Raw genomic sequence first — 22,770 nt, forward strand, 5'->3', positions numbered from 1 at the left:
GTCGCTCTCCAGTCGTTGCCACCCGTCAACAGGGTAGGCCCATCCCGGGTCAAGCTACCGGCAGGAAGGAGCAGTCACGCTGGGGCGGCTCCCTGGTCCAGGACCTTGCGAGGACGTGCAGACCAGCCGAACAGTCGCACCGGGTTGGCGCACAGGATCCGCTGAGCTTCGGTGGAGCTGACTTCCGCCGTGAGCCATGCCAAGGCCGTGCCGTAGTCACGGCCCTCCTCGTGCCGGGTCCAGGGCCAGTCACTCCCCCACAGCATCCGCTCGCCGCCTCTGGCGCGTAGCAGGTTTCGCAACATTGCGGTGGCCGCCTGCGGTGCCGAACGGTACGGTGCGGCCGCCTTCACCCACACATGCTGCGCGGCCAGCAGTCGGGAGAGCGCGGCGGAGCCGGGGTAGGACAGCGACGCGGCCGCAGGCAGGCCCAGGTGATCGACGACCACCGCGCCGGGCCAGCGGAGCAGCCACGATTCCAGCTCCTCCCACTGTCGTTGTTGTGCCTGCACTTCCAAGTGGAGTCCACGGGCGGCGAGTTCGTGTGCCAGTCGCTGCCAGAGCCGCCCGCCCAGCGGGGGCACCGGGCGGCTTATCAGGTTGAGGCGGATCCCGCACACGCCTGACTCCGCGAGCTGGTCGAGTTCCTCTCCCGTCGTCCGGGGGTCGATGACGGCCACGCCACGGAGGCGTTCCGGCGCCTTGCCGAGAGCTTCCAGCAGGTAGGAGTTGTCCGTGCCGAGGAAGCTCGGCTGCACCAGAACCCCCGCCGCAAGGCCATGCGCGTCCAGCAGAGAGAGATAGGCGTCTACCGCGGCGTCGTAATCCGGGCTGTACCTCCGCTCGCGCGCCAGCCGCAGTCCTTGCCTGAAGACGTGGGCGTGGGTGTCGAAGGCCGCGGTCGGCTGCTGAGGGTCGATGGAAGTCACGAACTAAAGAATAGTCCTATGAAGGACTAGACGTCAGTAGGAATCGCGGCCATGCTTTCTCGCCATGCAGTCCATCTCGCCCACGCCAGAGAGTCCTGGAGCGGCCGACCTTGCTCGGACCGACCCGCGCCTACCGCTGCACGCCCGGCTCCGGGAGGTGCTCGCCGAGCGCATCCGCTCCGGGGAGTGGTCTCCCGATCAGCCACTGCCCGCCGAGTCCGCCCTGGTCGAGCACTACGGGGTGTCCCTGGGGACGATGAGGCGCGTGTTCCGCGATCTCGTGGACGAGGGCCTGCTCGAGCGACGCCAGGGAACCGGGACGTTCGTCCGGAGGGCGTCCCTGGACGCCTCTCTCTTCCGCTTCTTCCGGTTCGGGACCGCGGGGAGCGGCTTTCCCCAGAGCCGCATCCTCTCCGCCGCCCGGCAGGTGAGTACGCCGGCCATCGCGTCCGCCCTCCGCATCACCACCGGAAGCGAGGTCCTTCACTTGCACCGGCTGCGGCTCTACGAGGAGCAGCCCGTCCTCGTCGAGGACATCTGGCTTCCGCTGCCCCTGTTCGAGCCGCTCGAGGGGATCAGCACCGACGACCTCGGTGACCTGCTGTATCCGACGTACGAACGCTGCTGCGGACAGATCGTCGCAGCCGCCACGGAGGAACTCACCATCGAGACCGCCACCGCGGCCGACGCACTGCTCCTCGGCTGCGGACGCTCCGAGCCCGTGGTCGTGGTCGAACGAGTTGCCCGCTCCCACGACGCGAGCCCGCTGGAGTACCGCCGCTCACGCGGCCTCGCGCACACCTTCCGCTACCGCATCGACATCCGCTGACCCGCCAGCGTTCCCCGCACACGAAGAGAGCCGCTTCATGTTCGCTTGGTACAAGGACACCGACAAACCGCAGAAACGAGCGTTCTGGGCCGCCTTTGGAGGCTGGACTCTCGAAGCCGCCGACGCCCAGATGTTCGGGCTCGTCCTGCCGACCCTGCTGGCCACCTGGCACCTGAGTAACGGAGCCGCCGGCACGCTCGCCTCCGTCACCCTCATCTTCACCGCGTTCGGCGGCTGGCTCGCGGGCTGGGCCTCCGACCGCTACGGACGCGTCCGGGTCCTGCAGTGGACGATCATCGTCTACTCCACCGCCACCGTCCTCATAGGGTTCACCACCGACTACTCCCAGCTGATGGTGCTGCGCAGCATTCAGGGCTTCGGTTTCGGCGGCGAGTGGGCAGCCGGAGCCGTCCTGGTCAGCGAGTACATGGGGACCCGCAACCGCGGCCGGGCGCTGGGCACCGTACAGAGCGGGTGGGCGCTGGGCTGGGGTCTCGCCCTGGCGACGTACACCGTCCTGTTCAGCCTGTTCCCGGAGGAGTGGGCCTGGCGGTCGATGTTCTGGCTCGGCGCGCTGCCCGCCGCCCTGGTCATCGTCATCCGCCGCAAGGTCACCGATCCGCCGCTCTACCGGCAGCGGGCCGCGAAGGCCGAGAACCGGGTGTCCCTGCTGCGGATCTTCAAGCCGGACCTGCTGCGGGTCACCCTGCTCGGCGCCCTGCTGGGCCTGGGCAGCCACGGCGGCTACTACGCGCTGACCACCTTCCTGCCCACGTACCTGCGCACCACCCACGGCCTGTCGGTCCTCAAGACCAGCGGCTATCTGGCCGTCTTCATCGTGGCCGCGTTCTTCGGGTACCTCACCTCGGGCCTCCTGGCCGACCGGATCGGCCGCCGGAGGAACATCATGTTCTTCGCGGTGATGTGCCTGGCCTCGGTCGTGACCTACCTGTTCCTGCCGATCAGCGACACCCAGATGTTCTTCCTCGGCATTCCGCTCGGTTTCTTCTCCGCCGGTATCCCCGCCGGACTCGGCTCGCTCTTCGCCGAGCTGTACCCGACCGCGATCCGGGGCACCGGGCAGGGCTTCTGCTACAACTTCGGCCGCATCGTCGCGGCGGCGTTCCCCGCCCTCGTCGGCTTCCTCAGCGACAGGCTCGGCATGGGCGCAAGCATCGGCCTGTTCGCGGGAAGCGCCTACGGCATCGCCGTCCTCGCCGTCGCCCTTCTCCCCGAGACCTCGCACAAGGAACTTGACACCCCCGTACTCCCCACGGACGAAGAGACCGCGCCGTCGGTCACATCGGCTCGCTGAACCAGTCCGCCTCGGTATGACCCGCACGCCTGGTCGCTGCTGCTGATCCCGACAGTGGTGATCATGGCGTTGATCGCTCTGCTCAACTCCCGACTTCGCACCCATCCGTTCATCGCGCTGGTCGTCGTCACCGTCGGCGGTGCCATGTTGCACCGGGAGCCATGCTCGCCCGCCCGCTGTCCGACTCGGGCGCGACCGTGCGATGACCAGGGATGTGAACAGCGACCTTTCTGAGCAGGTCGACGGGCTGACCGCGCGCTACAGGTGTCGGAAGTCGCAGTTCCGGTGCTTGTTGAGCACGATCGCGGTGGCCCTGGCCGGCCGGACCGGAGAGCGCCCCGCGGCCGGCTGCCGGTGCCGTGGATGCTCGCCAAGGCGATCGCCGATGCGCTCACGGACCGAACCCGCGCTAACCAGCCCTCCCGTCAGCCAGGAAAGGCCGCAGATGCGCCAGCATCGCGGTCGGCTGCTCCTCCGGGATGAAATGGCCGCACTCCGGGATCTCGGCGCCGGTGACGTCGTCCGCGTACTCGCGCCAGATTCCCAGCGTCGGCAGGCGGGAGGGCAGCCCCACGGAACCCCACAGCGCCAGGACCGGCATGGTGAGGCGCCGGCCCTCGGCAGCATCGATATCGTCGAGGGCGACGTCCTGCTCCATGGCGCGGTAGTCGTCGAAACTCGCGCGCAGGGCACCCGGACGGGAGAACGCTCGGACATAGCCGTCGACCGCTTCGGGGGTCAGTCCGTGGCGGTTGTAGGTCCACCGCTCGAAGAAGTACTCGAGGTATCCGCGGATGTCGCGTCCCACGAGGCGCTCCGGAAGGTCGGGTTGCATCTGGAACAGCCAGTGCCAGTACCCGGAGGCGAGGGAGGCGTCCAGGCGGCGGAACATCTCCCGGGTGGGCACGATGTCGAGTACGGCCAACCGCTCCACCTGCTCCGGGCGGTCCAGCGCCCACCGGTGTGCCACACGGGCGCCGCGGTCGTGCCCCACGACCGCGGCCTTCTCGAAGCCGAGCGCTTCGACGAGACCGGCGATGTCGGCAGCCATCCGACGCTTGTCGTAGCCGGTCGTGGGCTTGTCACTCAGGCCGTAGCCGCGCAGGTCCGGGGCTACGACGGTGTGGTCGGCCGCGAGATCCGCCAGCACCGGCCGCCAGCAGTCGGAGGTCTGCGGCCAGCCGTGCAGCAGCACGAGCAGGGGGCCGGATCCCGCTCGGGTGTAGTGCAGGCGAACCCCATCCACCTGCGTCACCCCGGTCGTCACTGTCGGCAGTCCCATAGATGCGCCTCCCCGGCATGACTAACCGTCTTAGGCAGTTAAGTTAACGTGCAGAATGGAGGCGTGGCAACGGACAACATGTGGATCTGGGACGGCGGGCGGGTGTGCCTGGACTTCACCAACACCCTCCGCTACCGGTGGCGGACCGCTCCGGAGGAGACTCTCCGGGATCCGGGCGACCTGGTTCTCTGGCTTCAGCGGGCCGGCCTGCTCGCACCGGGCATCCCGGACCCCGGCACTGCCGCGGTCCTGGCGTCGGGCCGACGACTGCGCGAGACGGTCGACCGGGCCGTACTCGCGGTCGCCGACGGCCGAGTGCCCTTGTCCGGCGACGTCACCACGCTCAACCGATCAGCGGCGGAGGCTCCCCGGCCCGCCTTACAGATCGCCGTCTCGGAAGGGCGCCTGGAGCCCGCCGGAACCGCGAGCGTCGCCGCCGATGCCTCAGCCGCGCTGGCGCTGATCGCCCAGGACGCCGTGGAGCTGCTTCTGTCCGCCGAGATCCGGCGCGTCCGCGTCTGCGGGGCGGACCACTGCGCCCTGCGCTTCGTGGACCGCTCCCCCGCCCGCAACCGCCGCTGGTGCTCCATGTCCCGCTGCGGCAACCGCACAAAGGCCCGCCTCCACCAGGCCCGAGCCCGGCGTAGTGAGCGCCTCTTGGACGACTGACGGAGGAGTTCGTGCGGCTCATACGGAACGACAACGCTCCGCCTGCTCGGCGGACTTCACACGAAACGCAGGGCCTGAGTCAGCCTCGATGCCCTGCACCCGCGCAGGGTGACCGGATGGCCACCGCATTCCACCCGGCACGCGGCAATTCCGTCGAGCGGGCACTCAGACGCAACGGCCATACGACGGACCGTCCGGTATGACGGGCAGCCAACCGGCCACGTCTGACCCGGCGGCGAACCGTCAAGCTGGCTGCTGCGACCGTGCACCACCAAGGCATCAATGCCGACTTACGACGGGGTCCCGCCAAGACGCGCGTTCACCGCACCGTCGACCTAGCCATCGACAGGTCAACCCGCCAGCTCCCGACTGTCCTACGCCGCGCTCACAGTGCCGGAATCGGGAGAGGCACGGACATCGCCCCCGATTCCCGAACCGGCGCGAGGCTCATGGCCCGCACGGCGGTCCGGGGGCGGCCACCGGCGAAGACGAACAGGCGCAGCACCAGGAAACGCCCGATACCAGCGAGCCCGGCGGCGCCAAGGTAAACGGCCTGCTCGGAGAGCAGGCCGGCCGACGGCTGCATCATGTGCAGGGCGAGCATCGCGACAGAGGTCGCAGCGTAGGCGGCCACAGCCGACCCGGCGGACTGCCAATGCTGGCGCCATCCGGCACGCCCCGTTCCAAAGGTGAAGCGTGAGTGGAGTTCCGTGCCGACGGCAGTTGCGATGCCGGTGATGAGCGCGTTCGCCGCGATCCAGGGCATGGGTCCGGTGAGCAGCGACACGGCACCGCTGGAAATGACCCCGACACCGCCGCCGAACAGAACGAACCGAGCGAATGAGGCAAGCGGCTCGGGAACACCCGGAGTCCGTCGCACCGCGGCCGTATCCGCCTGCGCCCGTTCCGCATCCGGCACCTCGTCCACCGTCGCCGACTTCGGCGAGAGCAGCGGCTTCATGGGAGGCCCTTTCGAATGAGCGATGACCTGTCGGGCGGCAGGGATCACAGAGCGCCGGCGCCCACTCTCAGGATTTAAATTATGACCATATGACAATAGACAGAGGGGTGACGTCCGGGCAAGGAGTCTCGCCAGTTTTAGATTATGACCGTACTCACATAGTCGCGGGAGCTGTGGCCCACGATGACGCCTCTACCCTCGGGGCCGACAACCGCCCAGTTGCTTGTGGGCGGGACTGCGGCGCGGCCAGGCGGCGCAGCGATGTAACGACTGCTGCCGGACTCCCAGGCGCCGGGCTGCGATCATCCGGGCGCCCACATACATGTGCGGCGTCGGGCGAACGTGAATGAGGCCTGGTCGAAGTCGCGGCAGGCTTGGGTGGGGCCGCTGGACTTGCTGACGGCTTCACCGTTTCACCGGGGCCGCCGGTGGTCGTCGGAGCCACGCAGAGGCTCGCCAACCAGCGCCTCCAGCATCCGGCATAACCCGCGCATTCCTTTACCGCCGCTGTGATCGGCTCGCCCTGGTTCACGCCGCCGGCTCTGATTCGAGCAGACAGGGCTCCGCGGAAGAGAACCCGGCGAGTCGGTCCAACCCCAGGTGGACCCTGCCGGTGCTCAGCCCGCGACACATGCTGGCTCCAGAACCCGATCACCTGCGAGCCGTGATCAACCTCCGCGTTCCCTGCTCGCTCACGACTCAGCCGACTCCGACATATACGCCGCCGCAAACTGATGTTCCAACGCCTTGATCACACCACCGCGCCAGCTCTCCGCCACTGATTGAGAAAGGGGATCGGGGAAGATGTCCTCGTCCCCGGCCTCCACTCCGTCGAAGATGCTTTGCGCGGCGGCCTCTGGGGTCTGCTTCGGTATGTCGAAGGTGCTGGTCATGTCCGTGTCCACGGGGCCGGGCAGGACGGCGTGTACGCTCACGCCCCGTTGTGCCAAGAGCGCTCGCCACGACTGCGACAGCGAGAACAGGGCCGCCTTGGAGATCGAGTAGCCCGCGGAGGCGGGCACGGCGGCCCAAGCCGCCATGGACGCGATATTGACGATGGCACCCCGGGAAAGGGTCAGCATCGGCAGGAAGACCTGGGTCACGTCGTACGTGCCGAAGAGGTTGACGGCGAGATGCTGTTCGAGCAGGCCGCGATCGCTCAGGTCGTCGGCGAGCCCGATGCCTGCGTTGTTGACGAGGACATCGAGAGACGCGACCTCCTCGGCGGCCGCGCGTATCTGCACTGGGTCGGTCACGTCCAGGACCAAGGGCCTGACCCGCTCGTCTTCGTGGGCGATGGGTCGGCGCGTCCCGGCGTACACGCGCTTCGCGCCCCTCCGCAACGCCTCCTCGACCAGTGCCTGTCCGATACCTCGATTGGCCCCGGTGACCAGAACCGTCGCGTCTGCGATTTTGGACATGCGATCTCCTCACTTGAGTGTGTATGCGAGCTGGGTGTCGCCCCGAGCCCCGAGCCCCGGTCGACGAGCCGGCAGGCTGGCACGGTGGCCCCGGCGTTCCGGCGGAGCACCGTCGGTGAATTCGGCGGCGCCGGTCGGTTCGGGGCGGGCGCGGCGGACGGCCTGTGGCCGAGAGGCGAAACCGCGGGGCCCTTATCGCGCCATCAGGTCTCGAAGCTCGGCCAGTCGCTGACGGTACGTCTCGACGTTGCCGAGCTTGATGTGCTCGTAGCCGCGCACCAGGTCGGGCAACTCGGCGATCTGTACGGCCAGTTCGTGGTTTGCCGGGGTCAGGGTGCTGATGAGTTCCTCGATCACCGTGGTGTACTCGGCGATCAGGTCGCGTTCGACGCGGCGGACCTTGGCGTAGCCGAAGAGGTCCAGCTTGGTGCCCCGGGTCCACTTCGCCCAGCGCAGGATGACGTAGAAGACGGTGAACCAGCGGCCGAGGGAGAGCTTGTTCTTCATGCCCATGGCCCGCAGTACGGGCGGGTGCAGCTTCCACCGGACCTTGGCGCCCTCGCCGAACTCCGCGGTGATGCGGGCGCGCTCGGTCTTGTCCAGCGAGAGCCGGGCGACCTCGTACTCGTCCTTGTAGGCCATCAGCTTGTGCAGGCAGAAGGCGACGGCCTCCGCGAAGCCGGTCCGGCCCGCAACGGCCTTCTGCTCCGCCCGGTGTGCCTTGGCGACGAGGTCGGTGTAGCGGGCGGCGTAGATCTCGTTCTGGTAGTCGATCAGGTCGGGTACCCGCACCTTCAGCGACGCTGCCAGCTCGCTGTCCGTCCCGGCGCCGACCGCCTCGATCAACTCGGCTGCACGCCCGGTCGGTTCAGGGGCCGCGGCCGGCCTGGGCCGCAAATCCTCGAGTGCGGTGGCCAGCGCCTCCGGGTCGGCGACGGCCTGACGGCCGCGCCGGAAGGCTTGGATGTTGGCCTCGACCGCGACGCCGTTGAGCTCGATGGCGCGCTCGATCGCCTCCTCCGTCAGCGGCAGGGCGCCGGCCTGATACGCGGCTCCGACGAGGAGCATGTTGGCGAACTGGTCGCCGCCGAGCAGTGCTGCGGCGAGGGCCTTGGCGTCGACGTAGGCGTTGCGTCCGGGGCGGGTCTTGGCGTCGATGGCCGCGGTGATCGGGTCGTGGTCCGGGAAGGCGGTCTCGGGCCGGCGGACCATCGCCCCGCTGGGCACGTCCGCAGTGGACACGATCGCCACGGTGCGGTCGCGATGCGCGGTCGCGAGGTTCTTCGGGTCGCCGCCCACGAGCACGTCGCAGCCCAGGTAGAGGTCACAGCCGGCGGTGCTGAGCTTCGGCGACAACGGCCGCTCCCCCACCGCGAACCTGAGGTCGGACACCACCGGACCGGCCTTCTGCGAGAGGCCGACCTGGTCGAGCCCGCGGGGGCTGAGTCCGTCGACGAAGCCGGCGGTGGCCAGCACCTGGGCGACGGTGACGATGCCGGTACCGCCGATTCCGGTGATCCGGACGGTGAATCCGTCCGGGGCGAACATCTGCCGGGGCTCGGGCAGCGCCGACGACTCCAGCGCGGGCGCGCGCCTGGCCTTGCGCTTGGTGACCGGGCCCGGGATGACCTCCATGAAGGACGGACAGTCTCCCTTGAGGCAGCTGTAGTCCTTGTTGCAGGACGCCTGGTCGATATGGGTCTTGCGGCCGAAGACGGTCTCCACCGGGGTCACCGACAGGCAGTTGGACTTCTGCCCGCAGTCACCGCAGCCCTCGCACACCCGCTCGTTGATCATCACCCGCATCGCCGGGTCCGGGGCCTGGCCGCGCTTGCGCTTGCGCCGGAGTTCGGCCGCGCACGGCTGGTCGTGGATCAGCACCGTGGTGCCCTTGATCGTCCGCAACTCCTCCTGCGCGGTCATGAGCGCGTCCCGGTCGTGCACCGAGGCGACCTTGGGCAGCCGCACCCCGCGGTAGTTCTCCGGGTGGTCGGAGGTGATGACGATCTTCCTGACGCCTTCGGCCTCCAGCGTCCGGGCCAGTTGCGGCACGGTGTAGCCGCCGACCGCGTCCTGTCCGCCGGTCATCGCCACCGCGGAGTTGTAGAGGATCTTGTAGGTGATGTCGGTACCCGCCGCGACGCTGGCCCGGATGGCCAGCAGCCCGGAGTGGGCGAGGGTGCCGTCGCCCAGGTTCTGGAAGCTGTGTCCGTCCGTGACGTAGTCCTGCTGGCCGATCCACTGGGCGCCCTCCCCGCCCATCTGCGTCAGCCCGGTGACCGTTCCGGTCTGGCTGGGCTCCATGAAAACGGTCATGGCGTGGCAGCCGATGCCGCCGCCCATCAGCGAGCCCTCCGGCGCCTTGGTGGAGGTGTTGTGCGGGCAGCCAGAACAGAAGTACGGCGTGCGCTTCACCGGCGTCAGCGTCAGTGTCAGCGGGCTGCGCGTGGGCGCGGTCAGCACGTCCAGCCGGGCCCGTACCGACGGCCGGTCGCCCAGCGCCAGCAGCCGGGGCGCGACCGCCTTGGTGATCGCGTCGGCGTCCACCGCCCCGAAGCTGGGCAGCAGCGGGGCACCGTCGGTGTCCCGGGTGCCGACCACGGCCGGCCGACGGGCCGAGTTGAACAGTTCGTCCTTGACCAGCTGCTCCAGGAACGGACCCTTGTCCTCGACCACGACGATCTCGTCGAGCCCGTCGGCGAACGCACGGACGATCTGCGGCTCCAGCGGCCACACCAGGCCGACCTTGAGCACCCGTACCCCGGCGGCGGCGAGCTCGTCGTCAGTGACGAGACCCATGTCGGCCAAGGCCTGCCGCACCTCCAGGTAGGGCTCGCCGGTGGCCACGATGCCGATCCGGTCCTGCGGCCCGCGCGCCACGATCCGGTTCAGTCCGTTCAGGCGGGCGTACTCCAGCACCAGCGGCATCCGCACCTGGTGCAGGTTCTGCTCCATCGCCTCGGCCAGGGCCGCGCCCAGCTTGGTCGCCACCTGGTGCTCGTAGGGCCTACCTTCGTGCAGCGGCTGCCGGGGAGCGAACCCGTCGACGTCAAGGTGCACCACGCTGGAACCGTCGGCCACGTTCGTGGCGATCTTGACGGCCGTCCACAGCCCTGACGCGCGGGACATGGCGATCCCGTGCAGGCCGTAGTCCAGCACGTCCTGGCTGTCCGCCGGGGCGAGGGTCGGGATCAGCGCGGCACGCAGCACCGTCTCCGAGCCGCACGGCACGGTCGAGGACTTCGCCGTCGCATCGTCACCGCAGAAGGCCACTACGCCGCCGCTGGCGTGTGTGCCCATCAGGTTGCCGTGCCGGATGGCGTCCAGTGCCTGGTCGACGCCCGGCGCCTTGCCGTACCAGAAACCGGCGACACCGTGCAGTTCGGAGCCGAGCTGCGTCACCGCCTGGGTGCCCAGTACGGCCGTGGCGGCCATCATCTCGTTCATCCCGGGCCGGAAGTCGACGCCGTGGGACTCCAGCAGCTTGGTGATCGGCCGCATGGCGAAGTCCACCGTGCCCAGCGGTGAGCCCTGATAGCCGGTCATGAACGCCCGGGTGTCGAGGCCCCGGCGCTCGTCGACCCGCCGCACGTCCAGCGGGACCCGGCACACCGCCTGTACTCCGGTGAGCAGGGCGGGTCCGTGGGTTGCGGTGTAGCGCTCCTCGAGCCGGAACTCCCGCCGTGGGACCGGACGTTCGCTGGCGATGGTCATTTCTGGTGTCCTCCGGCGGTTTCGGGAACGGGCGTGAGGAGGGACCCGTCGGTCAGGTAGCTGTCGAGATTGCGCAGCGCGAGCTCGAGCATCGCCGTGCGGGTCTCGGTGGTGGCGCTGCCGATGTGCGGGAGCAGCACGACGTTGTCCGACTTGCGCAGTGCCTCGGGCACGTGTGGCTCGTCGGCGTAAACGTCCAGGCCCGCGCCGGCCAGCCCGCCGCCGGACAGCAGGTCGATCAGTGCCTGTTCGTCGACGACGCTGCCGCGGGCGACGTTGATCAGATAGCCCTGCGGCCCGAGTGCCTCGATGACCGCCCGGTCGACCAGGTTCTCGGTGCCGGCGCCGCCGGACACGGCGACCACCAGCACTTCGACCGCCCGCGCGAGGGCGAGCGGCGATTCTGCGTAGGTGTAGGGCACGTCCGGAACCGGGCTGCGGGAGTGGTAGGTGATCGGGCAGCCGAAAGCGGTGAGCCGGGTGGCGATCGCCGCGCCGATCCGGCCCAGGCCGAGGATGCCGACGCGGCGGCCGCTGACCTTGGTGGCCGGCGGGAACTGCGGCTGCCTGGGCCAGAGCCCGTCGCGTACGAACCGGTCGGCGGCCGGGACGCGGCGCAGGGTGTCGATGAGCAGGCCGACGGCGGTGTCGGCGACACAGTCGGTGACCACATCAGGGGTGTTGCTCACGACGATGCCGTGCTCGGTCGCGTAGCCGACGTCGATGGCGTCGTAGCCGACGCCGATGTTGATCACCGCGCCCAGCGTGGGCAGCCTGGCCATCAGCGTGGCGTCGAGACCCGACACGCTCGTCGTCACCGCGGCCGTCACCGTCTCGGCGTGCTCGGCCAGGAAGCCGTCACGATCCGGGCCGCCGGGCAGTTCGACCACGTCGTAGCGGCTGCGCAGAACCTGCACGGCTGCGCTCGGCAGCCCGGCGGTGAGAACCCGTCCCGTCACGTCTCCTCCACCAGTTCCTCGGGCCAGACCAGGGCGCCGCTGTGCGTGACCGCCCCCTGATGGGCGGGCCGGACGAGCCTGGCGTACTTCTCGGCGGCCCCGGCCAGCGGAACAGGACGCTCGGGCGGCTTCCACGCGTCACGCCTGCGGGCCAGCTCCGCCTCGTCGACCAGCAGGTCGACGGTGCCGGCGTCGGCGTCGATCCGGATGCGGTCGCCGTCCCGCACCAGGGCGATCGGGCCGCCGTCGGCCGCCTCCGGGCAGACGTGCCCGACGCACAGCCCGCGCGTGCCGCCGGAGAACCGGCCGTCGGTGACCAGAGCGACCTTGTCGCCCATTCCCTGCCCGACGATCGCCGAGGTGGTGGACAGCATCTCGCGCATGCCCGGCCCGCCCCGCGGCCCCTCGTTACGGATGACGATCACGTCACCCTCGGTGTACTGCCGCCTGCGCACCGCGCGGAACGCGTCCTGCTCGGTGTCGAACACCCGCGCCGCGCCTTCGAACTGCCGGACGGCGGCCGCCGACACCTTGATCACCGCGCCGTCCGGAGCCAGGCTGCCCCGCAGGACCACCAGTCCGCCACTGGCGCTGATCGGGTCGGCCGTGGGCCGGACGACCTCGCCGTCCGGGGCCGGGGTGTCCGCGAGCGCCTCGGCCAAGGTGCGCCCGTCGAAGCTCAGCGCGTCACCGTGCAGGTAGCCGCCGTCCAGCAACGCCTTGAGCACCACCGGGGTGCCGCCCACCTGGTGCAGGTGGTGCGGTACGTAGGGGCCGCCCGGGGCGAGCGCCGCGATGTACGGAGTGCGGGCGAACACCTCGCCCAGGTCGGTGAGGGTGAACTCGACGCCCGCCTCATGTGCGATGGCCGGCAGGTGCAGCGCGGCGTTGGTCGAGCCGCCCGTCGCCGCCACCACCGCCGCGGCGTTCTCCAGGCTGCGCCGGGTGACCAGCTCACGGGGCAGCGGCCCTCCGCGTTCCAGGTTGACCATCAGCTGCTCGGCCGCCGAGCGGGCCACGGCCTGCCGCTGCGAGTAGGGCGCGGGAATCGTGGCGCTGCCCAGCGGCGCCAGCCCCAGCGTTTCCGCGTAGGCGCCACCGGTGCCGGAGGAGAACTGTCCCGGACACGAGCCGAGCGTGCTCGTCATGTGCCGGGCGAAGTCCTCCAGTTCCGCCTCACTCATCTCTCCGGCCTGGACCTTGCCGACCGCCTCCAGCACGCCCAGCGGGTTGGTCTCCTTGCCCTGCCAGAAGGGCAGCAGCATGGTGCCGCCGTGCAGGAACAGGCTGGGCACGTTGAGCCGCACGATCGCCATCAACAGTCCGGGGATGGTCTTGTCGCACGCGCCGACGCCTACCAGCGCGTCATAGTTCTGGGCGCGCATCACGATCTCGACCGAGTCCGCGATCGCCTCCCGTGACATCAGCGAGAACCGCATGCCCTCGTGGGCCTGGGTCAGCAGATCCGACACCGAGATGGTGGAGAACTCCCGCGCGGTGCCACCGCCCACCTCCACGCCGACTTTCGCCGCCGCCACCTGCGGCTGCAGCGACTGCGAGCACGGGGAGACCTCGCCGTAGGTGTGCGCCACGCCCACGAACGGACGCTCGATGGCGGCATCGGTCAGGCCGGTCGCGCGCAACTGCCAGCGGTGAATGGTCCGGTGCAGGCCGGTGGTCACGATGCGGGACCGACGGTCAACCACTGCGGCCTCCAGTTTCGATAGGAAAATCTATCGGATAGGAAAAAGTATTGGATGCTAAAGTGGGCTCGTCAAGGGAGGAATCTCAAATGCCGAAGGGGCCCACGAAGCGGCGACCGCAGACGAGGGCACGGCTGCTCGAGGCGGCAATGGACGCGTTCGCCGAGGCCGGCTTCGGCGCGACCTCGATCGACGAGATCTGCCGCCGCGCCGGCTATACGACCGGCGCCTACTACTCCAACTTCTCCAGCAAGGACGAGTTGTTCTTCGCCCTCTTCGACGAGCATGCCGCCCAGGCCCTGGACCGGCTCGTCAGCAAGGTGGCCGGCCTGGCCGACGGGAACCTCACACCGGAGGAGATAGCCGGCATCCTGGCCGACCTCAGTCCGGAGGAGCGCCGCTGGTACCTGGTCAGCACCGAGTTCACCCTCTACGCGATGCGCAACCCCGAGGCCGCCGGGCTTCTCGCCGACCACGATGCCAGGGCCCGCGCCGAACTCGTCCGGATTCTGACTGCCTACCTCACGCGCATGGGACGCGAATCCGCTGTCGACCTTGACCTGCTCGCACGTCTGATCATTGCCATCCGCGAGGGCGCACTCCTGCAAAGCCTGGTCGAACCCGACGCCCTGCCCACCGGAACGCTCGAAGCGGCCTTCCTGCCCACCCTGCTCCGATCCCTCTTCCACGCGTAGGAATGCCGGTCTGAGCCACCCCGGGTTCGCGAAGTCCGCTGATCTTGTTTCAGGCGGACTGAGGGGTTTGCTCCTCGGTCCGCCGGGAGGCTTCCTCGTACTCGGCCGGCGATATGCGGCCGAGGGCGGAGTGGAAGCGTTCTTCGGTGTACCACGTCATCCTGGAAGAGCGCCCGCTCGACCTGGTCGACGTCCTTCCAGGGACCTGCGTCTCGATCAGCTCGGCCGTGAAGCTGCCGTTCAGCGCTTTGGCCATGGCGTCGTCGTACGAGTCCGCCGCGGAACCGACCGACGCAAAGGCGCTGACGTCGGCGAGCCGGTCGGCATACCGAATGGACAGGTTTTGCGACTCGCGGACGCTGCTGTGATGAATGAGCCCGGAATCCTCCACAGCTCCATCTCCAGGGCATCCGGCGGGAGTTCGGTCCTCATGTGGCCGGCGATCTGCCAGCCGGCGATCATCAGCGAGTACACGTCCAGGACAAAGGCCATAGGCCCATCTCGACCAGGTGCGGCGGGCGCTGGGCCGAGGGCTGCGGGACCGTCGCGCGGTGGCGCAGCCCTCGGATGACGGCCGCCTCTGCACCCCTTGCGCCTGAGCGCGCGGGCGATCCGGCGCGCCCCATAGGCGCCGCCGGACTCGGCGTGGATCTCCTCGATCACCGGCATGAGCTGTTCGTCGCGCAGCCGGCGGGTCGGCTCCGGCCGCTTCTTGCGGTGACCACGCCATCCTGGATCCGCGCTGGGGAGGGTCCTCCCCAGCGGCGGTGTCAGCTGTTCGCCTTGCCGGCCAGGAAGTCGCGCAGATGAGCCAGCAGTGCCGCCGGCTGCTCCTCCGCGATGAAGTGGCCGCATTCGGGGATCTCGGCGCCGGTGACGTCGTCCGCGTACTCGCGCCAGATCTCCATGGCGGGAAGCCTGGCCGGTCCTCCTGCGGAACCCCACAGCGCCAGCACCGGCATGGTCAGACGCCGGCCCTCGACGGCGTCCGTCTCATCGAGCGCGATGTCCTCTTCCATGGCGCGGTAGTCGTCAAGGCTGGCACGCAGGGCGCCGGGGCGGGTGAAGGCACGAACGTAGCCGTCGACCGCTTCAGGTGGCAGACCGTGACGGTTGTAGGTCCACCGCTCGAAGAAGTACTCGAGATACCCGCGGATGTTCGGCCCCACAAGGAGTTCGGGCAGGTCGGGCTGCATCTGGAACAGCCAGTGCCAGTACCCCGAGGCGAGCGATGCGTTCATCCGGAGGAACATCTCCCGGGTCGGCACGATGTCGAGCACCGCCAGCCGCTCCACCTGGTCCGGACGGTCCAGTCCCCAGCGATGCGCCACCCGGCCGCCGCGGTCGTGACCCACGACCGTGGCCTTCTCAAAGCCCAGTGCCTCGACAAGCCCAGCCATGTCAGCAGCCATCCGCCGCTTGTCGTACCCCGCGGTCGGCTTGTCACTCAGCCCGTACCCACGCAGATCAGGAGCCACCACCGTGAACTCTGCGGCAAGCTCCGTCAGCACCGGCCGCCAACAGTCCGAGGTCTGCGGCCACCCATGCAGCAGCACCATCAGCGGCCCAGACCCCGCTCGGAGATAGTGCAGGCGAACCCCATCCACCTGCACAACCCCCGTCCCCACCGTCGGCTGTCCCATGATGTCTCCTCGTCACATGAGCTAACCATCTCAGATGGTTAAGCTAGCCTGCGGAATGGACGCGTGGCAACGGACGGCCTGCGGCTCTGAGATGGCAGCCGGGTCACCCTCGGCTTCGTCAACACCTGCCGCTACCGGTGGAAAACCGCCGCGCGAGTCGTTCTGGGAACCGGACGGCGTGGTGACCCGCAACCATGCGGCGCTCGCCAGGACCGCAGACGCCGAGATCCGTCAGAAAGGTCCTGTTGTGTGTGCGCCTGCACCCGCTGCTCGCGCAGGCAGTACTTCCGTACGACCTCAAACGCGCACCCCACACGTCAGGCGGAATGCGCCCGGCCCAAGCAGGCCACCCGGTCAATTCCGGGAGGCCGCCGGTCACCCCATGAAATGCGAACCGCCACCGGAGTCGAGGCGCGCGAGGCCGACGCACAAGACGATCCCGCTGCAGGGGAAAGGTCCAGGGCCAGCCTGATGTCAGCGGTTGTCGGGCGCCATCGACACCACGACCTTGCCGGCCTTGGTGCGGCCCTGCTCGACGTGCGCCATCGCCTCCAGCGTCCGGTCGAACGGGAAGACCTGGTCGATGACCGGGCGGAGCTTCCCGCTGTCGTACAGGGCGCCGAGCTTGCGCAGCTGGGAGCCGTTGGCCTCCATGAAGAAGAACTGGTAGCGCACACCCAGCTTCTTGGCCTGCTTGCGGATCTTTCGGCTGAGCATATTCATGACCCCACCCATGAACCCCGGGGCACCGAGCTGCTTCGCGAATCCGGAATCCGGCGGGCCGACGACGCCGACGGCGAGGCCGCCGGGCTTCAGTACGGTCAGCGACTTCTCGAGGTTGGCCCCGCCAAGGGAGTCCAGCACGAAGTCGTACCCGGACAGGACCTTCGAGAAGTCCTCCTTGGTGTAGTCGATGACGACGTCGGCGCCGAGGCTGCGCACCAGTTCCTCGGTCGGAGTGTCCGTGGTCGTCGCCACCGTGGCACCGAGGTGCTTGGCGAGCTGAATGACCGTCGACCCGAGGCCACCGGCACCGGCGTGGATGAGTACCTTCTGGCCCGGCTTCACGCGGGCACGCTCGACGAGGATCTGCCAGGCGGCCAAGGCCACCAGCGGCACTGCGGCAGCCTCCTCCAGGGTGAGCGATGCCGGCTTGGGCGCGACGTCCTCCTGGTCGATCGCGATGAACTCGGCGAAGCCACCGATCCGCAGGTCGCGCGGACGGGCGTACACCTCGTCGCCGACCTTGAAGCTGCGTACGGCGGAGCCGACCCGCGTCACGACGCCGGCCACGTCGTGGCCGAGCACGAACGGAGCCTTGTACTTCAGGAGCTGCTTGAACTCCCCGTTGCGGACCATCTTGTCCAGCGGGTTGATGCTCGAGGCACTCACCCGTACCAGGACGTCGCGGTCCCCGACGGTGGGCTCGGGTACGTCGGCGGCGGACACGCCGTCCTTGCCGTACTTCTCGACGACGAATGCCTTCATGTCAGCCAGCCTTCTGCGTGATCTTGTCGGGTCGTTTTCTCAGCGGTCGAGGTGAGGGGCGGTACGGATCTTCCCGTCGAGCCTCAAGCCGCCGCGGGAGCGGCCGGGAATTCACCCGGCAGCCGCGCATGGGGGCGCGCGGGTGGCAATGCCGTTCACGACTCGGCGACCGCCGGTCAGATCAGCATTGGCTGCGCAAGCCTCTGCACCTCAGGACTCACAGCCATCGCGAGACCGCTCAGGCTTGCCGTCCTCAGGAGAGGAGACTATAGGCTGAGTATAGAAAAGTAAACTCAACCGGGCGGGTCATGTCGCAGACACCTTCCAGGCGGGAGCGCGGTCCTTGTCGACCAGGGCTGCGCGGACGCCCTCCAGGAAGTCCGGTGTGCGGATGATCGTGCGCGTGAGGGCGAGTTCGATGTTGAGACACTCGCGCAGCGTGTACTGCCTCCCCCGGGCCAGCAGAGCGTGAGTGATCTTCAGGCTCTGCGGTGAGGCCGCTTGCAGGGTGTCCAACGTGTCTGCCGCCCACGGGGTGTCGAGGTGGTGCAGGCGCTTCTCGATCTCGCCGAGGGTCGGGGCGCCGAATGCCCAGTCCACGTCTCCGCGCGCCTTCGCAAGCCTGCTGTCGGCCACTGGGGAGGGATCGGCGAGGCGGTTGAGGACGACGTCCACCGGGTCGCCGGGATTGTCGGACAGGGTGTCCCCGACCAGGTCGAGCTTGTCTCCGGGGACGAAGTGTGTGGCCAGCCCCGTGTACAGGGCGTCGGCCGCGTCGAGCCGGTGTCCGGTCAGGCCCAGGTACATGCCGATGGCGCCGGGCAGCCTGGGCAGGAAGTAGCTGGACCCGACATCCGGAAAGAACCCGATTCCGGTCTCGGGCATCGCCAGCACCGCGTTCTCGGTGACGACGCGAAAGCTGCCGTGCACGGACAGGCCGAGGCCGCCGCCCATGCACAGGCCGTCGATGAGCGACACGACAGGGACGGGATACTCGGCGATCCTGGCGTTGAGCCGGTACTCGGTGGCGAAGAAGCGCTCGCTGGCCTCGGCGTTCCCGGCGAGGCTGTGCTCGCGGACCGTGCGGATGTCTCCGCCGGCGCAGAACGCCTTCGTGTTGGTGCTGGCGAACACCACGGCCGACAGTGGTGTCCCCTCCCATGCGGTCAGGGCGCGGTCGATGGCGGCGATCATGTCTGTCGTCAGGGCGTTCAGCGCCGTGGGGCGGTTCAGCAGGATGCGGCCGACGCCCCGGTGGACGTCGGCGAGAACCTCGACCGCAGCGGTGTCAGCCATAGGTCGGCATCGCGTATTCGGCGCGGACCTGGCTGTCGTTCGGCCAGCGTGTGGTCGCTGTCTTGTAGCGGGTGTAGAACCGCACACCCTCGGGACCGTGGATGTGGTGGTCGCCAAAGAGGGACCTCTTCCAGCCGCCGAAGGAGTGGAAGGCCATGGGGACCGGGATGGGCACGTTGACTCCGACCATGCCCGCCTTGACCTCGGCCAGGAAGGTGCGGGCGGTGTTTCCGTCGGCGGTGAAGATCGCCGTACCGTTGCCGAACTCATGGTCGTTGACCAGCTTCAGGGCTTCGGTGAACGACTGCGCCCGGACCATGGCGAGCACCGGGCCGAAGATCTCCTCCCGGTAGATCCGCATCTCCGGGGTGACGTGGTCGAAGAGCGACGCGCCGAGGAAGAAGCCGCCTTCGTGGCCGGGGAACGCGGTCTGCCGGCCGTCGACGGCCAGCTCGGCGCCTTCGTCCGTGCCCACCTCGAGATAGCCGGCCACCTTGTCTCTGTGGGCTTTCGTGACGAGCGGTCCCATCTCGACCCCGTCCTCGGTGCCCGGCCCGACCTTGAGTTCGGCGAGGGCGGCGACGAGCCGCTCGCGCAGGGCGTTCGCGGTGCCCTCGCCGACGGGCACGACCACCGAGATGGCCATGCAGCGCTCGCCGGCAGAGCCGTAGGCGGCGCCCATGAGCGCGGCGACGGTCTGGTCGAGGTCGGCATCGGGCATGACGACCATGTGGTTCTTCGCACCGCCCAGGGCCTGGACGCGCTTGCCGTTCGCGGTGGCGGTCCGGTGGACGTACTCGGCGATCGGGGTGGAGCCCACGAAGCTGACCGCCTCGACGTCGTCATGGGCAAGGAGGGCGTCCACGGCCGTCTTGTCGCCGTGCACCACGTTGAACACGCCCTTCGGCAGACCGGCCTCGGTGAGCAGCCGGGCGAGTTCGACGCTGAGCGTGGGGTCCTTCTCCGACGGCTTCATCACGAACGTGTTCCCGCAGGCGAGCGCGACGGGGAACATCCACATCGGCACCATGGCAGGGAAGTTGAACGGCGAGATACCTGCGACCACACCGAGCGGCTGACGCAACGACACCGCGTCCACTGCGCGGGCGACGTTCTCCGAGAACTCTCCCTTCAGCTGCTGCGGGATGCCGCACGCGAACTCGACGACCTCGAGCCCGCGGGTGATCTCGCCTTTGGCGTCGGAGAGCACCTTGCCGTGTTCGGCGGTGATGATCGCGGCGAGCCGGTCCGCATCCCGTTCGACCAGATCGCGGAAGCGGAAGAGGATGCGGGCACGGATGTGCGGCGGGGTGACGGACCAGGTCTCGAATGCGTCGGAGGCGGCCCGGACCGCGGCGTCCACGTCCTCGGGGGTCGCCAGTGCGACGAGGCCGGTCACCTGGCCGGTGGCGGGGTTGTAGACCTCGCTGCGGGTCCTGGCCCCGCGGTCGTCGACGCGGCCGTCGATGTAGTGGTCGATGTGCGCCGGGGTGGCGGCTGTCGTGGTCATCAGGGTTCCTTGCTCGCCGGTGTCAGGCGTAGATCTGCGCGTAGAGATCGTGGATCTCGTCCGCGGTGGGTACGACGGGGTTGTTGGCGGGCGATCCGGACGCGAGGGCCTGCTCGGCCATGAGGGGCGCCAGGCGGAACCACTCGTCCTTGTCGATGCCGTGGGCCTGAGGCGTGGGCACCTCCAGGTCCTGGCACAGGATCCGCAGCTCCTCCACGAGCCTGTCGGCGGCCGTGGCGTCGCTGTCGTCGTCGGTAGCGACTGCGAGTGCGCGGGCACAGTCGGCGTACCGGCTCTCGGCGCCGGGCACAGAGAACGCGGTCACCGCGGGGAAGAGCATCGCGTTCGACAGACCGTGGGCGACGTGGAAGTGGGCGCCGATCGGGCGGCTCATGCCGTGCACAAGCGCCACGCTGGAGTTGGAGAAGGCGATGCCTGCCTGGGTCGCGGCAAGCATCATCGCCTCGCGGGCCTCGACGTCTCCCCCATCCGCGTAGGCGCGGCGGAGGTGCCGGCCGATGGTCCGGATCGCGTTCAGCGCGAGACCGTCGGAGAACGGATTGGCCTTGCGACTCACATAGGCCTCGACGGCGTGCGTGAGCGCGTCGACGCCGGTGTCGGCGGTCAGCCGGGCCGGCATCGACAGGGTCAGTTCGAAGTCGACGACGGCGGCGACCGGCAGGAACGCCGGCCCCAGGCAGAGCATCTTCTCGTCCGTGGCGCTGTCGGTGATGATGGTGAACTGGGTGGCCTCGGAGCCGCTGCCCGCGGTCGTCGGGATCGCGATCACCGGAAGCGCCGGACCGAGGTTGATACGCGGGGCCTTGTAGTCCCGCATCTGCCCGCCCTGGACGGCCAGCAGGCCGAGCGCCTTGGCGGTGTCCATCGGGCTGCCGCCACCGAACCCGATCACCGAGTCCGCCCCGTGCTCCCGCAGCGCGGCCAGACTTGCGCCGAGCGAGTCGGTCGTCGGATCCGGGACGGTGCCGGCGAACAGGCGTGGTCTCAGGCCGGCGTCCGTCAGCGCCGTCATCAGTCGTTCCGCGGCACCGGTTCCAGCGAGATAGGCATCCGTCACCAGGAGGGGGCGGCGCAGGCCCAGCCCGGTGATGACATCACCCAGCTCACCGACAGCGCCACGGCCGACGCGCAGGATCCGCGGGAGGGAAAGGCTGGCAACCATGGAAGGCTCTTTCAGCAGGAGTAGCGGGGCATGTCGCGCCCACCGCCCTCGACTGTGCGGCCCTTTGCCATGTGCAATCAATCACCAATGACGCACACCCACTGTGCAGAAACGCAGATACGCATATCGTGACATGATGCGTCCTCGGTCCCCGGACGAGAGTCCCGGCCCGCAGCCGGCCGGCCCTCATCGCGCCGTCGATCCGCGCAAACTCCGTGCGGACGACCTGCGTTACCTGCTCGCGGTGGCCCGGACCGGGCGCCTCGTGGCAGCCGCCGACGCACTGGGCGTGGATCACACCACCGTGTCACGCCGTATCACCGCGTTGGAGAAGAGTGTCGGCCAGCGCCTCATAGAGCGCGGCAGGGACGGATGGACTCTGACGGACACCGGAAGAGCCGTCTCGGAGAACGCCCGCGCGATCGAAGAAGCCCTCAACCGCGTCGCCGACACCGTGGCCGGACAGGACTCACCGTCCCTGCACGGCACGGTACGCGTCACCGCGCCCGACGGCTTCGGCACCGCCTTCGTCACGCCGGCCCTGGTGCAGGTGCGCCGCCGGCACCCCCAGCTCCAGGTCGAACTCATCACCGCGACACGGCAGCTCGCCCTGCGCCCGACCGGATTCGATCTCGCTCTCGTCATCGGCGTTCCCTCCAGCAGCCGCCTGGTGACCGAACACCTCACCGAATACACGCTGGGGCTCTATGCCTGTGACGACTACCTCGCCCGGCACGGCCGGCCGCGGACGGTGGCCGAGCTTCGGGATCACGCCCTCGTCTTCTACATCGAGTCGATGCTGCAGGTCGGCGATCTCGACATCGAACGCCACCTGCCCGGAGCGGCCCCGGCGTTCTCCTCCACAAACGTCTTCGCCCAACTCGAAGCAACCTGTCAGGGGGCCGGCATCGGTGTTCTGCCGGCTTTCCTGGCTCAGCGGACACAGCTGCGCCGACTGCTCGCCGACGAGATCGACATCCGGCTTCCCATCACCTTGGCCGTCCGCCGTGAGGCGGTGACGCACCCAGCCGTACGCGCCGTGTGGACCGCCCTGCGGCAGGAGGTCGCTGAGCGGAGCGCCGAGCTGATCCCGGGTTGAAGGCCATGGAATGCCCGGTGGCGTGAGCGCACACCGTCAGCTGAGGCACACGTAGTCGGATGGTTCTCGCGGCG

The 22,770-nt window shown here is 69.1% G+C and carries 18 protein-coding genes; 5 read left to right on the forward strand and 13 right to left on the reverse strand.

What is annotated here, in order from left to right; translation table 11 throughout:
* Window positions 1-74 precede the first annotated feature (74 nt).
* Window positions 75-929, reverse strand: a complete 855-nt coding sequence (locus G3I78_RS34755; RefSeq protein ID WP_203615924.1) for an amidohydrolase family protein — start codon at window positions 927-929, stop codon at window positions 75-77.
* Window positions 930-993: 64 nt separating this feature from the next.
* Between G3I78_RS34755 and G3I78_RS34760 the strand changes: the two genes are divergently transcribed.
* Window positions 994-1,758 carry a GntR family transcriptional regulator gene (locus tag G3I78_RS34760; protein WP_164432122.1) on the forward strand — a complete coding sequence of 255 codons (765 nt, stop codon included), beginning with the start codon at window positions 994-996 and terminating at the stop codon, window positions 1,756-1,758.
* A 37-nt stretch (window positions 1,759-1,795) separates the two neighbouring features.
* Window positions 1,796-3,073: an MFS transporter gene (locus tag G3I78_RS34765; RefSeq protein WP_164432124.1), complete on the forward strand. Its 1,278-nt coding sequence runs from the start codon at window positions 1,796-1,798 to the stop codon at window positions 3,071-3,073.
* A 409-nt stretch (window positions 3,074-3,482) separates the two neighbouring features.
* On the opposite strand, the gene G3I78_RS34770 is transcribed toward G3I78_RS34765, so the two are convergent.
* Window positions 3,483-4,355, reverse strand: a complete 873-nt coding sequence (locus G3I78_RS34770; RefSeq protein ID WP_164432126.1) for an alpha/beta hydrolase — start codon at window positions 4,353-4,355, stop codon at window positions 3,483-3,485.
* 63 nt (window positions 4,356-4,418) lie between these two features.
* Here G3I78_RS34770 and G3I78_RS34775 point away from each other — a divergent pair, with 63 nt between their 5' ends.
* Window positions 4,419-5,024 (forward strand): ABATE domain-containing protein, encoded by a 606-nt coding sequence (locus tag G3I78_RS34775; RefSeq protein ID WP_343243935.1) that lies wholly within the window; start codon window positions 4,419-4,421, stop codon window positions 5,022-5,024.
* Between the two features lie 385 nt (window positions 5,025-5,409).
* Here the strand turns inward: G3I78_RS34775 and G3I78_RS34780 are convergent, their stop codons facing one another.
* The 5 genes from G3I78_RS34780 to G3I78_RS34800 form a co-directional block, all read right to left on the reverse strand.
* On the reverse strand, window positions 5,410-5,985 hold the full coding sequence (locus G3I78_RS34780; protein WP_239158235.1) for a GtrA family protein: 576 nt from the start codon (window positions 5,983-5,985) through the stop codon (window positions 5,410-5,412).
* A gap of 692 nt (window positions 5,986-6,677) precedes the next feature.
* Window positions 6,678-7,406, reverse strand: a complete 729-nt coding sequence (locus G3I78_RS34785; RefSeq protein ID WP_164432128.1) for an SDR family NAD(P)-dependent oxidoreductase — start codon at window positions 7,404-7,406, stop codon at window positions 6,678-6,680.
* A 192-nt stretch (window positions 7,407-7,598) separates the two neighbouring features.
* Window positions 7,599-11,120, reverse strand: coding sequence for an indolepyruvate ferredoxin oxidoreductase family protein (locus tag G3I78_RS34790; protein WP_164432129.1), 3,522 nt, complete (start codon window positions 11,118-11,120; stop codon window positions 7,599-7,601).
* Window positions 11,117-12,079: a 2-hydroxyacid dehydrogenase gene (locus tag G3I78_RS34795; protein ID WP_343243936.1), complete on the reverse strand. Its 963-nt coding sequence runs from the start codon at window positions 12,077-12,079 to the stop codon at window positions 11,117-11,119. The genes G3I78_RS34790 and G3I78_RS34795 overlap by 4 nt, the downstream gene beginning before the upstream one ends.
* Entirely contained in the window at window positions 12,076-13,785 is a 1,710-nt protein-coding gene (locus G3I78_RS34800; protein ID WP_164432131.1) for a dihydroxy-acid dehydratase, read from the reverse strand. The genes G3I78_RS34795 and G3I78_RS34800 overlap by 4 nt, the downstream gene beginning before the upstream one ends.
* 86 nt (window positions 13,786-13,871) lie before the next feature.
* On the opposite strand from G3I78_RS34800, the gene G3I78_RS34805 reads away from it, so the two are divergent.
* Window positions 13,872-14,477: a TetR/AcrR family transcriptional regulator gene (locus G3I78_RS34805; protein WP_164432133.1), complete on the forward strand. Its 606-nt coding sequence runs from the start codon at window positions 13,872-13,874 to the stop codon at window positions 14,475-14,477.
* Window positions 14,478-14,526: 49 nt separating this feature from the next.
* Here G3I78_RS34805 and G3I78_RS52325 read toward each other — a convergent pair whose 3' ends face one another.
* From G3I78_RS52325 to G3I78_RS34840, 6 genes are all read right to left on the reverse strand, one after another.
* The gene (locus G3I78_RS52325; RefSeq protein WP_239158236.1) at window positions 14,527-14,868 is read right to left on the reverse strand and encodes a hypothetical protein; all 342 of its coding nucleotides are present in this window, start codon (window positions 14,866-14,868) and stop codon (window positions 14,527-14,529) included.
* A 379-nt stretch (window positions 14,869-15,247) separates the two neighbouring features.
* Window positions 15,248-16,120, reverse strand: a complete 873-nt coding sequence (locus tag G3I78_RS34820) for an alpha/beta hydrolase (protein WP_164432139.1) — start codon at window positions 16,118-16,120, stop codon at window positions 15,248-15,250.
* A gap of 474 nt (window positions 16,121-16,594) precedes the next feature.
* The gene (locus G3I78_RS34825) at window positions 16,595-17,608 is read right to left on the reverse strand and encodes an NADP-dependent oxidoreductase (protein WP_164432141.1); all 1,014 of its coding nucleotides are present in this window, start codon (window positions 17,606-17,608) and stop codon (window positions 16,595-16,597) included.
* 306 nt (window positions 17,609-17,914) lie between these two features.
* Window positions 17,915-18,904: an enoyl-CoA hydratase/isomerase family protein gene (locus G3I78_RS34830; RefSeq protein ID WP_164432143.1), complete on the reverse strand. Its 990-nt coding sequence runs from the start codon at window positions 18,902-18,904 to the stop codon at window positions 17,915-17,917.
* Window positions 18,897-20,414 (reverse strand): CoA-acylating methylmalonate-semialdehyde dehydrogenase, encoded by a 1,518-nt coding sequence (locus G3I78_RS34835; protein ID WP_164432145.1) that lies wholly within the window; start codon window positions 20,412-20,414, stop codon window positions 18,897-18,899. The genes G3I78_RS34830 and G3I78_RS34835 overlap by 8 nt, the downstream gene beginning before the upstream one ends.
* A 22-nt stretch (window positions 20,415-20,436) precedes the next feature.
* Window positions 20,437-21,597 carry an iron-containing alcohol dehydrogenase gene (locus G3I78_RS34840; RefSeq protein ID WP_164432147.1) on the reverse strand — a complete coding sequence of 387 codons (1,161 nt, stop codon included), beginning with the start codon at window positions 21,595-21,597 and terminating at the stop codon, window positions 20,437-20,439.
* A 136-nt stretch (window positions 21,598-21,733) separates the two neighbouring features.
* Between G3I78_RS34840 and G3I78_RS34845 the strand changes: the two genes are divergently transcribed.
* The gene (locus tag G3I78_RS34845) at window positions 21,734-22,696 is read left to right on the forward strand and encodes a LysR family transcriptional regulator (protein WP_164432149.1); all 963 of its coding nucleotides are present in this window, start codon (window positions 21,734-21,736) and stop codon (window positions 22,694-22,696) included.
* Window positions 22,697-22,770 lie beyond the last annotated feature (74 nt).

The organism is Streptomyces sp. SID13726 (assembly GCF_010548375.1).
In the GTDB taxonomy this organism is placed as follows: Bacteria; Actinomycetota; Actinomycetes; order Streptomycetales; family Streptomycetaceae; genus Streptomyces.

What these genes read in the sequence shown, in the direction of transcription:
- G3I78_RS34765 (WP_164432124.1), top strand. Translation starts at nt 1,796, where the DNA reads ATGTTCGCTTGGTACAAGGACACCGACAAACCGCAGAAACGAGCGTTC.
- G3I78_RS34825 (WP_164432141.1), bottom strand. Translation starts at nt 17,608, where the DNA reads ATGAAGGCATTCGTCGTCGAGAAGTACGGCAAGGACGGCGTGTCCGCC.
- G3I78_RS34835 (WP_164432145.1), bottom strand. Translation starts at nt 20,414, where the DNA reads ATGACCACGACAGCCGCCACCCCGGCGCACATCGACCACTACATCGAC.
- G3I78_RS34830 (WP_164432143.1), bottom strand. Translation starts at nt 18,904, where the DNA reads ATGGCTGACACCGCTGCGGTCGAGGTTCTCGCCGACGTCCACCGGGGC.
- G3I78_RS34760 (WP_164432122.1), top strand. Translation starts at nt 994, where the DNA reads ATGCAGTCCATCTCGCCCACGCCAGAGAGTCCTGGAGCGGCCGACCTT.
- G3I78_RS34845 (WP_164432149.1), top strand. Translation starts at nt 21,734, where the DNA reads ATGCGTCCTCGGTCCCCGGACGAGAGTCCCGGCCCGCAGCCGGCCGGC.
- G3I78_RS34840 (WP_164432147.1), bottom strand. Translation starts at nt 21,597, where the DNA reads ATGGTTGCCAGCCTTTCCCTCCCGCGGATCCTGCGCGTCGGCCGTGGC.
- G3I78_RS34785 (WP_164432128.1), bottom strand. Translation starts at nt 7,406, where the DNA reads ATGTCCAAAATCGCAGACGCGACGGTTCTGGTCACCGGGGCCAATCGA.
- G3I78_RS34790 (WP_164432129.1), bottom strand. Translation starts at nt 11,120, where the DNA reads ATGACCATCGCCAGCGAACGTCCGGTCCCACGGCGGGAGTTCCGGCTC.
- G3I78_RS34780 (WP_239158235.1), bottom strand. Translation starts at nt 5,985, where the DNA reads ATGAAGCCGCTGCTCTCGCCGAAGTCGGCGACGGTGGACGAGGTGCCG.
- G3I78_RS34770 (WP_164432126.1), bottom strand. Translation starts at nt 4,355, where the DNA reads ATGGGACTGCCGACAGTGACGACCGGGGTGACGCAGGTGGATGGGGTT.
- G3I78_RS34805 (WP_164432133.1), top strand. Translation starts at nt 13,872, where the DNA reads ATGCCGAAGGGGCCCACGAAGCGGCGACCGCAGACGAGGGCACGGCTG.
- G3I78_RS34820 (WP_164432139.1), bottom strand. Translation starts at nt 16,120, where the DNA reads ATGGGACAGCCGACGGTGGGGACGGGGGTTGTGCAGGTGGATGGGGTT.